We start from the raw sequence: 12,365 nt of genomic DNA, 5'->3' as shown, positions 1-12,365 counted from the left end.
ATCCCCATCCGCCTGGTCCCCTCCTCCGCCCACCCCGCGGCCGAGCGTGCGATTCAGCGGCCCACCGGCTCCTTCCGCCGAGGGCTCGCGGCGAGGGTGCGGTTCTGCGGCTCATCGGCTCCTTCCGCCGCACGATGACACGTTCGCCGGAGAGGCCGCCGGCTGAACGTGCGGTTCTGCGGCCCATCGGCTCCTTCCGCCGCACGATGACACGCTCGCCGGAGAGGCCGCCGGCTGAACGTGCGGTTCTGCGGCTCATCGGCGCCTTCCGCCGCACGATGACACGCTCGCCAGCGGTAGGGCACCCATCAGCGAGGCCGTACGGTTGCTCCATGCCTGCCGCGTACACCCGCACGCTCGCTCCCCTCACCGCCGCGGACATCGCCGCCCGGCTCGGAGCGCCCGACCTGCCCGAGATCCTCGTCCTGCTCGGCCTACGACCCGAGGACCTGCCGGAGGCCGAGGCCGCCGTCGCCGTGGCGCTCGCCGAGCCGAGGTCCCTCGACCGGGTCGCCGGCTACGCGAACGCCCTCCGCGATCGCCTCGGTGACATCACGATGGACATCCCCGGCCTGATCTTTCCCCGCGAGCCGGGCACCAGCCGCGGCGGTGACGGTCTCGGCGCGTTCCTCGCGTTCGTGGCGACCGCCGGCGACGTCCGCGAGTTCCACCGCGAGCGCGGCATCTCCGACGCGATCTCGTGGCGCACCCTCGGCGACCTCGGCCAACAGATGCACGTGCACCGGCTCACCTTCGGCGAGTTCGGGCTGCACACCCAGGACTGGCTGATCGGCCACTGGACCGGCGGCAACTACTGGCTCGGTCGCCTCCAGTACACCCCGCGCCGCCGCCCGGGCGCCGAGGGCATCGCGCTCTCCGCCCACATCCCCCGCATCGGGCCGCTCACGCCGTCGGCCGTCGACGCCTCGTTCGCGCGGGCGGTCACGTTCTTCGCCCGGCACTTCCCCGACTACCCGGCCGCGACGATCCACTGCGCCAGCTGGCTGCTCGACCCGCAGTTGAGCGAGGTCCTCGCTCCGGGGTCGAACATGGCCTCGTTCCAGCAACGCTGGGCGTTGACGCCGGGCCGGGACACCGCGGACACGGAGGTCATGTTCTTCGTGTTCAACCGTCGCGGCGAGGTGGACCTGGACACCCTCCCGCAGAACACCACGCTCGAGCGGGCCGTCGTCGCGCACCTGCGCGCGGGCGGGCACTGGTACGCCCGCGAGGGCGAGGTGCCCCTCCCGCAGGTGGCTGGGCCGGACCTGCCCGACGGCGGTGGCGCAGTCGGGCGCCCGACCGCACCTGCGCCGTCGGGCACCTCACGCGCCTCGGACGTGCCGGACACGGGCTCGCTGCGCCCGGGACGCGACCCCGAGGTGCTCGTCGACGAGTTCCACCGCGTCTACGCGATGCCGCTCTCCGGCGGCGCCCCGGACGTCGCGCGGCCGCGGGTGCCGATGCGCCTGGCCCTGGTCGCGGAGGAGCTCGCCGAGTTGGTCCAAGCCGTCTACGGCGACGCGGCCGGCGCCGAGCTGGAGGCCGCGTTCGCGCGCGCCGAGGCCCTCGACGACGGTCGCCGGGACACGGTGGCCACCGCAGACGCGCTCGGCGATCTGGTCTACGTGGTCTACGGGATGGCGATCGAGTGCGGCATCCCGCTGGAGCACGTGCTCGCGGAGATCCACCGTTCGAACCTGTCCAAGCTCGGGGCCGACGGCCTGCCGATCCTTCGTGACGACGGCAAGATCCTCAAGGGGCCCGCCTACACTCCGCCGGACCTGGCGGCGGTGCTCGCCCGGCACGGGTGGGCCGGCCCCCGAGGTGACCGCTAGGACCTCGCCCGGCGTCGTCCGCGGCACGAAGGCCGGCCGGTCGCTCACGGTGGGGGCGACGGGCGTCTTCGGGGTAGCGGTGTGATTCCGACGTGCCTGGTACCTCGTAATCGCACCGCAATGGGGCAGGTCAGTGGTCCCAGCGGCCGTGGCGGTGTCCATCCGAGGCTGCGGCGATGTCGACCAGCCCTCGACCAGCGCGTGGACCACCGCCAGGTTGACCTGCCGGCACGCTCTAGCCGCGAAGCGCGAGCACCTCGAGCGCGCACACCCAGGTGGCGGCGGCGCAGACGAGCAGGAAGGTGAAGTTCCAGATCGCCTTCGGCACCCGGGTCAGGGACGCCAGGACCGCCGGGTCGCTCGAGCCGCTGCGATCACGCAGCACCGCGCCGACGTGCCGCCACGCTCCGACCACGAGCACCAGGCCGGCGCCGATGAGGACCTGCTGCTGCAGCGCGTCCGCGCGCCACCACCACAGTGCCCCGGTGCCGGCGATGACCGCGATCATCACCACCGCGGTGAGGAGGGAGCGGACGCGGATGAGGGACACGACGAGGATCAGCAGCACCGCCGTCAGCACCGGCGCCGCCCAGCCACGCGCGGCCGCCCAGACCAGCAGGGTGCCGATGATCGCGGGCGCCGGATAGCCCGCCCACGTACTCGCCGCCCTGCCGAATCCGCGGCTGGGGCCGCGCGTCACCGCGTGCCCGGACATGTCCGCCCGGAGCACGAAGCCGGTGAACTGCCGCCCGACGGCGATCCCGACGAGCGCGTGCCCGAGCTCATGCACGAGGGTCACGCCGAGCCGCGCCACGTTCCACGCCGGCCGGATCACCACCACGGCTAGCGCGATCCCGAGCACGATGTACAACGACCGCACGTCGAGGGCGACGGCGGCCGTCGACGGCAGCACTCGCTGCGTGAGTTCATCCCAGAGATCCACGGATGCGAGGGTACGGGTGATTGCTGACCGGACCGCACCGAAGGCCCATAACATTCGGACAACCACCCTGCTCCGGAGGATCACACGATGGCCAAGGTTCCACCTATGGTCGAGGCCGAGTGGCTCAAGCGCGGATTCGAGCGGCTGGGCAGTGCCCGGGCCACTCCCGATCAAGGGGTAGCACCGTGAGCACGCAGCTCTTCGAGCGATTCGTCCGGACCTTGCTGAGCCGTGGTGCGGTCATCCTCGAGTGCGATCCTGAGCGGGCCGAAGTCCTGATCGGCGCGCTCGACGAGGTGCCACTGGTGGCGCCCGTACGGCTGCACATCTCCGGATCCGAACTCGCGTCAACTCTCACCCTGGACCGGGATCACCGGATCACACCTCCTGGCGCGCCCCCGCCCGACCCCGAAGCGGTCACTTTGAACGAACTCGTCGACGATCTCGAAGAATCGATTCGGGACGCCCCACACCCGCCTGAGCGCATCACCTTCCGCCGTACCAACTTCGTCTCTCAGTTGCGGCCGATTGAGATCGTCGAGCTCGCGAGGGACTACGCCACGCACGTACGCGAGAACCCCCCGCTTGAGTGGGACGAGCCGGACCCGCAGTTCCGAGTGTGGGACTACGCCACCTGCGCTGACGATCCCCTCCCACTTCTCGATGCGATCCTCGCGTACGAGTCGGGAGACGATGCCATCGTGGGCCCACTGGGCGCCGGGCCGCTCGAGACCCTGCTCACCGAGCGGCCAGACCTCTGGGACCAGATCGACGAGCGAGCACGACGCGAACCGGTCTGGGCTGCAGCGGCGGGCGGAAGTTGGCTGGCCGGGCACCTCCACGACCGGCTGCCCGAGCACCTCGCAAGCCTCGTCACCCGTCTCGACAGCGACGATGGGGCGGCGCCCCGTCAGCGCAAGAGCCGGCCGCGCCGACCCGCGAAGCGCCAGAATCGCAAAGGTCGGAATCGGTAGACGATTCCTGCCGACGAAGTACGGCCCGCCACGGCCTGTGACATGACCGTCCCGCCGGGACCTGCGCGACTGCGCTGACGCGAAACGTCGATCAGCACGCACGCCACGCGCAACTCACGTCAGGGGAACGCGCACGTCAATGATTCTCCTGACGCGAATTGTGGGTCTGGGTCGACACGACCCGCACCTGGCGTCAAGGGAACGGTCGGACCCGTCGGCCTCTGGGATGGCGGCCGGCCGCCGAACCATGCCGAGGCTCGCCGGGGTGGTGGCTCAGCCGGCCGCGCTCACCACCGCATGCCAGTGCTGTGGGTTCAGTGGGGCCGGCTCGGTCGTGGCCAGGCCGGCCCGTCGGCGCGCCAACTCGATCACCTCGGCGAGCAGGGTGCGCAGCCGGGTGGCCGGGTCCGGGACGCAGGCCTCGGCGATGCCGCGCACGGCGACCTCGACGATCACCTGGGCGGAGGACTGGTTCACGGGGCCGGAGCCCATCCGGGCGGCGAAGGCGAGACCCCAGCGCTTGGGGTCCGCGTGCTCGTCCAGCACCTTGGCGGCGGCGCGGGTCGTCTCGGCCGGGGCGCGGGTGCGGTAGGCGTCCACCTGGCCGAGGGTGCGCAGCATCCCGACGGCGAGGCCGCGTTGCCGGTCCATCGAGGCCACCGGCAGCGCGTGCATCGCAGCCACCAGGGCGACCTCGTCCTCGAACCCGGGCCCGAGGTCGCGCAGCCCGATCACGGACGGGATCAACGGGGCCAGAGCGGGCCGGCGGGCGTCCGTGGTGAAGTCGTTGATCAGGCGGGCCAGGTGCGCGAGCGACTCGTCGGTGCAGGCCGGTGAGTCGGTCCAGGGCTCGCCGGCCAGGTAGGACGCCAGTTCCATGAAGCAGGCGCCGCGGCGGGGATTGCGGTGTTTCCCCCGGGCGAGCATCGGCAGCACATCGGGGACCGGATCGGGAACTCGGCTGGCACTCATGTGCCTCACCTCCACGGGGCGGATGGCATCCATCATCCGCCACTTCCGGCGCTCGTGCCAGTGGTTTTCGGCGGTCAGCCCCAGCCCTCACCCCACTGCACCCGACGGGCAGCCCGGTAGTCGGCGCCCTGCTTCTTCGAGACGGTCACGCCCGCGGCGGTCCCGTCCGCCCGGCACAGCTCCAGCAGCACGTGCCCGGACCGGATCTGCGGGTGCCGCAGCACCCTGGCCGCCGGGCGGGTCACCGGCAGCCGGGTGGCCGCGATGTAGGCGAACTTCTCGTCCTCGTAGTCCCGGCTGCCCCCCTTGGCTGCCCGGTGGGCGACGGTGCGTTCGAGGCGGGCGACGGCGTGGCACCAGTCGTCGCCGGTCAGCGGACACTGCTCGTGGTGCGGGCAGGGCGCGGCGAGCGTCAGGCCGGCGGCGAGCAGTTGCTCGCGCGCGGCCAGGATCCTCCGGTAGCCGGCAGGCGTGCCCGGCTCCACGATGAGGACCGTCGGCGCGGCGGCGACGAGTTCGGCGACCACGGCCGCGCGAGCGGCCTCGTCCAGCTCGCCCAGGACGAAGCCGCAGACTGCGAGCTCGACGACCGCTGCGCCGTCGGGCACGGTCCTGCCGCCGAGGCGGCGCTGGGAGGCGACCAGGCGCGGTCCGGCCCCGACGAGCAGGCGCTGTGCCAGGGCCAGGGCGTCCGCGGAGTAGTCGACCAGGCGCAGCTCCTCGACGCCGTCGAACGCGTCCGCGACCGCGGCGCTGACGCCGCCGGTGCCGCAGCCGAGGTCGAGCACGCGGCGCGGCTCCAGCCCGGGGACGCTCAGGCGGACCTGCTCGACGGCGGCACGTGCGGCCGCGTAGGTCGCCGGCATCCTCGTCAGCACGTACGCCGCGGCGCGCAGGCCCGAGTCGATGATCGGCGCGGACGCCGCGTGGTCGGCCAGGTAGCGCTCGCTCAGCGACCGGGCCGCGGCGGCGACCTTCGCCGATGGGTGCTCGGCGACCACGCCGTCGATCGCGTCGGAGAGCGGGGCGGGCAGGCGGTACACACGGGCAAGTATGACGTGCAACGACCCCGTGGCGAACGCGTCAATTTCAGGTAAATTCACGGCGGCACCGGAGGCGACGTCTTTACTGTTGGCATAGACTCTCCGGAGTTCCATCCGACGACCGAGGGCTCCGCACCGTGACCGATCTGCTGGCCAGCTACCGCGCCGGTGGTCCCGGGCATGACGAGATGCTGCAGTCCAGCGGCGCCGCCCGGGCGGCGTGGGACCAGCTCGCGGACCTCGCCGGGGTCGGGTCCTGGGAGCAGCTGGCCGGCCGCAGTGCGGATGTGCGCTCGCTCCTGGAGGACCACGGGGTCCGCTATGGCGCGGACCCGCAGGACCGGCCCTGGCTGCTCGACCCGCTACCGGTGCTGATCGACGAGGTGGAGTGGGTCCGGCTCGAGGCGGCGCTGCGCCAGCGCGCGCAGTTGTTGGACGCGATCCTGACCGACCTCTACTCCGAGCGCCGGCTGCTCAGTTCCGGTGCGATCCCGGCCGAGATCGTGCTGGCCCACCCCGGATTCCTGCGCGCCGTGGACGGCATCACGATCCCGGGGCCACACCAGCTGTTCCTGCACGCGGCGGACCTGGCCCGCAACGCCGACGGCTCCTGGCTGGTCCTCGCCGACCGCACCCAGTCGCCGAACGGGCCCGGCTACGCGATGGAGAACAGGCGCGTCATCGCGCAGGTGCTGGCCGGGCTGTACCGGCAGGCCAGGATCCGCCGGCTCGGGCCGTTCTACCACGCGATGCGCCTGGCCCTGCACGACGTCGCGCCGCCCTCGGCCGGGGACGCGCCACGGGTCGCGCTGCTCACCCCCGGGCCGCACTCGCGGACCACGTTCGACCAGGGTTACCTGGCCACGATGCTCGGCTATCCGATGGTCGAGGGCGAGGACCTGGTGGTCTCCGACGGGCGGCTCTGGCTGCGGTCCCTTGACGAGCCGGAGCCGGTGGACGTGCTGATCCGGCGGGTCGACGGCAACTACTGCGACCCGCTGGACCTGCGCGGCGACTCCCGGCTCGGGGTGCCGGGGCTGGTGCATGCGGCGCGTTCCGGCGCAGTCACCGTGGTCAACACCTTCGGCAGCGGCGTCCTGGAGAACCCGGCGCTGCTCACCTATCTGCCCCGGCTGTGCCGCGACCTGCTCGGCACCGACCTCCTGCTCGGTTCGGCGGTCACCTACTGGTGCGGCGAGCGCAGCATGTGCTCGCACGTGATCGCGAACCTGGACCGCCTCGTGCTCAAGGCGACCGAGGCCGGCGGGCCGGAGCACAACGGCTGGGAGCTGACCGTCGGCGAGCGCGCGGACCTGGCAGTGCGGATCTCCGCCGAACCGCACCGATGGGTCGGTCAGGAACCGGTGGACGCATCGACCACGCCATCGGTTGGCACCGGCACCCTCGAGCCCCGCTCCACGGTGCTGCGCACGTTCGCGGTGGCCCGACCAAGCGGCTACCAGGTGATGTCCGGCGCGCTGGCGCGGGTGACCCCGGAGCACACCCAGACCGTCGCCCGGGTCACGCTCGGGGCCGTCGCCAAGGACGTCTGGATCCTGTCCGCCGAACCGCAGCCGATCACCGACACCTGGCTGCGGGACGGCACCTCGGACGCGCCCCGCCGGGCGGGCGCGAGCTCGATCTCCGCGGGCGCCGCGGAGGACCTGTACTGGTTCGGCCGGTACGCCGAGCGGACCGAGGCCACGATTCGCCTGATCCGGGCGGTCACGGACCGGTGGGACGACTACCACCTCGCCCCCGCGAGCACCGGCGGGCAGGCACTGCACGTGCTGACGGCCGCGCTCGAACAGGTCACCACGAGCGGAACCCTGTCCGAACTCGTGATCGACGGCACCCGACCCGGCACCGTGGCGTACGCCGTGGACGCGATGACCCGGTCCGCGACCGCCGTGCGCGACCAGCTGGCCGGAGACACCTGGATCGCGATGGGGTCGATCGAGCGGGCCCTGAACCGCGAGCGCGCCCGCCGCTCGCCGCTGGGTTCCTCCGACGGCGGTCTCGGCCCGGTGCTGACCCGGGCCCTCGAAGGGTCGCTGGCCCTGGCCGGCATCGGCGCGGAGTCGATGGTGCACGACGTCGGCTGGACCCTGATGGACATCGGGCGTCGGATCGAGCGGGCGCAGCACCTGGTCCGCACGCTCCTTGCTTCGGTCACCGCACACCGGGAGCCGGCGGTCGACTCGCTCGTGCTGGAGTCCCTGCTCATCGCGAACGAGTCCGTGATCACCTACCGGCGGCGCTGGCAGACCCACGCGCGCCTGGACACGTTCTGCGAGCTGCTGCTGCTGGACGAGAAGAACCCGCGCTCGCTCGCCTACCAGGTCAGCCGGATCGGGGCCGCCTTCGCGACGCTGCCCGCGCCGGCGGCGCGCGTCCAGGCCAGGGACGGGCTGCTCGCGGACCTGGTCGACCTGCTCGCCGAGTTCGACCCGGCGGGCGCCGTCCAGCCCGACGAGACCGGCGCCAGGCCCCGGCTCGCCGAGGCGCTGGAGTCCCTGCGCTGGCGCCTCGAGGAGCTCGGCACGGAGATCGCGAAGGCCCATTTCACCCGGCCGATGCCGGCCGAGTGGCTCGATGCGGCGGGCACCTGGGTACCGCGAGCCGACGAGGTCGGCCTACCGGACGCCGTCGGGCAGGACGCACAGGCGTCCGACGGCGGAGGTTCCGCCGTGTACGGGGGCGCGCCGTGAGCCGCACGCACCAGGGCGACCTGCACTACCGGCTGACCCACACGACCACGTACACCTACCCGGAGGAGGTCACCTCCTCCTACGGGCGAGCGCTGCTGCTGCCGCGACGCGGGGCCGGGCAGCAGGTGCACGCGAGCGGGCTTGCGGTCGAACCCGGCGCGGACCTGATCGCCGAGCACAAGGACTGGGGCGGCAACCGTTCCACCTACTTCCACGTCACGCAGCCGCACCAGCAACTGCGCGTCACGGGCCACTCGGTGATCTCGACCGGGCGCCGCCGGGCGGATCCGGGCCGGCTGCCCCCGGTGCCATGGGAGCAGGTCGCGCAGCTGGTGCGGACGCTGCGGCCGGTGGCCCCCGGGGACCCGATGGGCGGGCCGGGAGCGGCGGTCTCGATCGCCGACTCCCGGCTGGCCTCCCCTATGGTCGAGTTGAGCGAGGAGGTGCGCGAGTACGCGCTGCCGTCGTTCGAACCGAGCCGGCCGGTCGCGGAGGTGGTGGCCGAGCTCGCCACCCGGATCCACGCCGACTTCGCCTACCGGCCGGGCGCGACGTCGGTGTCCACCACGCTGCCGGAGGTGCTCGCCGGGCGCGCCGGGGTGTGCCAGGACTTCGCGCACCTGCTCATCGGCTGCGTGCGCTCGATGGGCCTGGCGGCGCGGTACGTGTCCGGCTACCTGGAGACCATGCCGCCACCGGGGCGGGAGAAGCTACGCGGGGTGGACGCCTCGCACGCGTGGGCGTCGGTCTGGCTGCCCGGAGGTGGCTGGCTGAACATCGACCCCACGAACGACCAGTTCATCGACGGCCGCTACGTGGTGCTCGGCTGGGGCAGGGACTACCGGGACGTCTCCCCGCTGCGCGGCATCGTGTTCACCGACGGCTCGGGCTCGAAGCTCGAGGTGGGCGTGGACCTGTGGCCGGTCGAGAAGGCGGACCTGGCCGAGCACGTCGCCGAGGTCGAGTCGCTGGTCACGCCGGCGACGCAACTGGCCCCCGCGCTCCGCTGACCCGGGCCGGAGCCCGAGGACCCATCAGCCCTCGAACGTCACGTCCTCGGTGTCCGCGACGTCGGCGGTGCGACCGGGAGCCCGCTGGTTGCGCCAGTAGAGATTGGTGTGGGCGATGACCTGTTCCGGTGGCGGCGCGCCGCGCGCACTCAGATCCGCGCAGGTGTGGGCGTCCCCGACGAGCGTCACGTCGTAGCCGCGAACGAGCGCACCGTGGATCGTGGCGCGGACGCACGCATCGGTATGGGCTCCCGTCACCACCACATGTCCGACTGCCGCCGCAGCGAGGGCCTCCTCCAGGTCCGTACCCTCGAACGAGTCCTGGTAGGTCTTGTGGATGACGACCTCCGACTGCGCGCGGACCAGGTCCGGGATGCGTTCCCACGCCTGGCTCCCGCGGGGCGTGTCCGCACCCGAGTCCTGGATCCAGACGATCGGCACGCCCGTGCGGCGAGCCCTGCTCACGAGGGCGCCGATGTTCGCCACCACCTCGGCACGCCGATGCACCTCGGCCACGACGCCGTTCTGCATGTCGATCACCAGGAGGGCGGTGTTGGGCCGGGACTCCAGCGTGGTCATGAGGGCGTCTCCTGGATGCACGGTCGCGCGCGGACGGAAGCAGGGTGGGCCACCGACCCACTCGCGGCTCCTGGTCATCAGCTACTCGGCCGGTCGGGACCGACGAGTACGAGATGATCGAACCTGAAGCCCACCCGGACCGCTTCGACACCATAGCGTCGACCAAGGAGATCCCGTGCCCCAGATCGCCACGAACACCACCGTCTCGCGCACCGAGCTCGAGGACTTCGTCAGGACCCGCCACCAGGGCATCCTGCTCACCACCCGCGACGACGGTAGCCCGCAACTCTCCCCGGCGACCTGCGGCCTGGACACCGGCGGCCGGCTCGTGATCTCGACCTACCCGGACCGGGCGAAGGCCGTCAACCTGCGCAAGCGGCCGGCGGCGTCGGTGTGCGTGCTCTCCGAGAAGTTCGGGGACGCGTGGGTGCAGGTCAACGGAACCGCCGAGGTCATCGACCCGCCCGACTCCGTTGAGCCGCTGGTGGAGTACTTCCGGTGCATCTCCGGTGAGCACCCGGACTGGGACGAATACCGGGAGGCGATGCGGCGCCAGGCGAAGTCGCTGATCCGGATCACGATCGAGACCTGGGGCCCGATCGCCACCGGCGGGTTCCCGGCCCGCCTCGCGGGCTGAGCCGGGCGGGCAGCCGCCGGACGGTCCGGCTCGCGTCAGTGTCCTAGACCCGCGGCGGTCGCGATTGCCTCGATCTCGGCCGGGGTGCCGGCCATGATCTTCCGGGCGTGCTCGGTGACCAGGTCGGCGGGCCAGTCCCACCAGGCGGCCCGCTGCAGTCGTGCGACGTCCTCATCGGCGAACCGCTGCCGGATCGGCCGGGCCGGATTGCCACCGACGATCGTGTACGGCGGTACATCCGCGGTCACCATGGCGCCGGCGGCGATGATCGCCCCGTCCCCGATCCGTACCCCGGGCATCACCGTCGACCCATAGCCGAACCAGACGTCGTTGCCGACGATCGTGTCGCCGCGGCTCGGCATCGAGGTGACGATGTCGAGGGTCTGCTCGGCCCAGCGACCACCGAAGATCGTGAACGGGTACGTGGAGACGCCCATCGACGGATGCGCCGCGCCGGCCATCAGGAACCGGGTGCCGGCCGCGATCGCGCAATACCGACCGATGACCAGCCGCTCGGAGCCGTAGCCGTAGAGCACGTTGCGCTGCTCGAACCTATCGCCGCCGTCGGGGTCGTCGTAGTAGGTGTATTCGCCGACCTCGATCGTCGGTGCCGTGATCAGCGGCCGCAGGAACACGACGCGTTGGAACGCGGGTATCGGGTGGACGGCGGTCGGGTCTGGTGACATGTCGTTCCTCCTTCCTACGCGCGTGCTCGGCCGGGCGGGCCCCGGCGCAGGGCGAGCTGCGCCGTCGGGCATCAGCGCCGTACGTAGTCGGCGAGCACCTGCCCGACGGCGTGGAGCGACTGGCGCACGATGCCCGGGTTGGTCTCCCAGTAGTAGGGCAGGGCGATGACGGCTTGGGCGAGCGCCCAGCCGCGTCCGCGAAGCCAGGATGCGTCGTCCGCGCCGAGGGCTTCGGCGTAGGCGAGCCGACTCTCACCGGCGAACACGCTCCACGCCGGCTGCAGATCGCAGGCCGGGTCGCCGACGTTGAGGGCACCCCAGTCGATGACGGCGTCCAGCCGGCCGTCGACCACGATCAGGTTGCCGGGGAGCAGGTCGCCGTGGATCCAGACCTCCGGCTCCGCCCAGGCATCCGCGGCAAGGGACTCCGCCCAGGTGGCCAGCGCGGCGCGGCCGTCGATTCTGCTCCCGAGCTCCGCGACGGCGGCCCGGAAGCCGTCGTCGGACTCGGCAAGCGGTCCGCCCCGCAAGCCGCGCTCACGAGGGTGGGCGTCGGCCGTGCCGACCCGGCGCAGCGCGGTCACGAACGCGCCGAGGTCGTGGGCGGCCCGGACGAGATCGGCGGGTCGGACGTCGGCGCTCGAGGATCCGGGCAGCCAGGTGCAGATCGACCACGCGTGGGCGAAGCCCTCCCCTGGGACGCCGAGGCCGACCTGCTCGGGGATCCGCAGCGGCAGCACCGGCGCGAGGCGTGGCAGCCACACCGATTCGGTGATCGCCTGCCCGGCAGCCCAGTCGGTACGGGGCAGCCGGACCACGAGGTCGGCGCCGAGGCGGTAGATGTCGTGGTCGGTGCCGTAGTGGTCGACCGGGGTGATCGGCAGGTCGGCCAACCGGGGGAACTGTGCCGCGAGCAGCCGGCGGACCAGGGGCTCGTCGGTGGGCGCCTGGCCGGGATGCATGCTCATTGGC

At 72.4% G+C, this 12,365-nt stretch carries 11 protein-coding genes; 5 read left to right on the top strand and 6 right to left on the bottom strand.

What is annotated here, in order from left to right:
• Positions 1–332 precede the first annotated feature (332 nt).
• Positions 333–1,838 carry an acyltransferase domain-containing protein gene (locus tag HALOF300_RS26845; RefSeq protein WP_197522238.1) on the top strand — a complete coding sequence of 502 codons (1,506 nt, stop codon included), beginning with the start codon at positions 333–335 and terminating at the stop codon, positions 1,836–1,838.
• Between the two features lie 235 nt (positions 1,839–2,073).
• On the opposite strand, the gene HALOF300_RS02510 is transcribed toward HALOF300_RS26845, so the two are convergent.
• Positions 2,074–2,781, bottom strand: coding sequence for a M50 family metallopeptidase (locus tag HALOF300_RS02510; RefSeq protein WP_231954970.1), 708 nt, complete (start codon positions 2,779–2,781; stop codon positions 2,074–2,076).
• 185 nt (positions 2,782–2,966) lie between these two features.
• On the opposite strand from HALOF300_RS02510, the gene HALOF300_RS02505 reads away from it, so the two are divergent.
• Positions 2,967–3,755, top strand: coding sequence for a hypothetical protein (locus HALOF300_RS02505; protein WP_156739060.1), 789 nt, complete (start codon positions 2,967–2,969; stop codon positions 3,753–3,755).
• Between the two features lie 273 nt (positions 3,756–4,028).
• On the opposite strand, the gene HALOF300_RS02500 is transcribed toward HALOF300_RS02505, so the two are convergent.
• Together HALOF300_RS02500 and HALOF300_RS02495 are read right to left on the bottom strand one after the other, a co-directional pair.
• Positions 4,029–4,727, bottom strand: coding sequence for a hypothetical protein (locus tag HALOF300_RS02500; RefSeq protein ID WP_156739059.1), 699 nt, complete (start codon positions 4,725–4,727; stop codon positions 4,029–4,031).
• A 74-nt stretch (positions 4,728–4,801) separates the two neighbouring features.
• Positions 4,802–5,770, bottom strand: a complete 969-nt coding sequence (locus tag HALOF300_RS02495; protein ID WP_197522237.1) for a small ribosomal subunit Rsm22 family protein — start codon at positions 5,768–5,770, stop codon at positions 4,802–4,804.
• 137 nt (positions 5,771–5,907) lie between these two features.
• On the opposite strand from HALOF300_RS02495, the gene HALOF300_RS02490 reads away from it, so the two are divergent.
• On the top strand, positions 5,908–8,481 hold the full coding sequence (locus HALOF300_RS02490) for a circularly permuted type 2 ATP-grasp protein (protein WP_156739057.1): 2,574 nt from the start codon (positions 5,908–5,910) through the stop codon (positions 8,479–8,481).
• Positions 8,478–9,491 (top strand): transglutaminase family protein, encoded by a 1,014-nt coding sequence (locus HALOF300_RS02485; RefSeq protein WP_231954969.1) that lies wholly within the window; start codon positions 8,478–8,480, stop codon positions 9,489–9,491. Before HALOF300_RS02490 ends, HALOF300_RS02485 begins: the two co-directional genes overlap by 4 nt.
• Positions 9,492–9,515: 24 nt before the next feature.
• On the opposite strand, the gene HALOF300_RS02480 is transcribed toward HALOF300_RS02485, so the two are convergent.
• Entirely contained in the window at positions 9,516–10,070 is a 555-nt protein-coding gene (locus tag HALOF300_RS02480; RefSeq protein ID WP_156739056.1) for an isochorismatase family protein, read from the bottom strand.
• A 175-nt stretch (positions 10,071–10,245) separates the two neighbouring features.
• On the opposite strand from HALOF300_RS02480, the gene HALOF300_RS02475 reads away from it, so the two are divergent.
• Positions 10,246–10,707 carry a PPOX class F420-dependent oxidoreductase gene (locus HALOF300_RS02475; RefSeq protein ID WP_156739055.1) on the top strand — a complete coding sequence of 154 codons (462 nt, stop codon included), beginning with the start codon at positions 10,246–10,248 and terminating at the stop codon, positions 10,705–10,707.
• Positions 10,708–10,742: 35 nt separating this feature from the next.
• Here HALOF300_RS02475 and HALOF300_RS02470 read toward each other — a convergent pair whose 3' ends face one another.
• On the bottom strand, positions 10,743–11,393 hold the full coding sequence (locus HALOF300_RS02470; protein ID WP_156739054.1) for a CatB-related O-acetyltransferase: 651 nt from the start codon (positions 11,391–11,393) through the stop codon (positions 10,743–10,745).
• A gap of 71 nt (positions 11,394–11,464) precedes the next feature.
• Entirely contained in the window at positions 11,465–12,361 is an 897-nt protein-coding gene (locus HALOF300_RS02465) for an aminoglycoside phosphotransferase family protein (RefSeq protein WP_197522236.1), read from the bottom strand.
• Between the last annotated feature and the right edge of the window lie 4 nt (positions 12,362–12,365).

The organism is Occultella aeris, from assembly GCF_902703175.1.
Classification (GTDB): domain Bacteria; phylum Actinomycetota; class Actinomycetes; order Actinomycetales; family Beutenbergiaceae; genus Occultella; species Occultella aeris.
Note: the sequence above shows the minus strand (reverse complement) of the source record. Positions and strands in the feature narration are given on the sequence as shown.

Coding starts and splice junctions, on each gene's coding strand:
- HALOF300_RS26845 (WP_197522238.1), top strand. CDS start 333: ATGCCTGCCGCGTACACCCGCACGCTCGCTCCCCTCACCGCCGCGGAC.
- HALOF300_RS02500 (WP_156739059.1), bottom strand. CDS start 4,727: ATGAGTGCCAGCCGAGTTCCCGATCCGGTCCCCGATGTGCTGCCGATG.
- HALOF300_RS02480 (WP_156739056.1), bottom strand. CDS start 10,070: ATGACCACGCTGGAGTCCCGGCCCAACACCGCCCTCCTGGTGATCGAC.
- HALOF300_RS02470 (WP_156739054.1), bottom strand. CDS start 11,393: ATGTCACCAGACCCGACCGCCGTCCACCCGATACCCGCGTTCCAACGC.
- HALOF300_RS02465 (WP_197522236.1), bottom strand. CDS start 12,361: ATGAGCATGCATCCCGGCCAGGCGCCCACCGACGAGCCCCTGGTCCGC.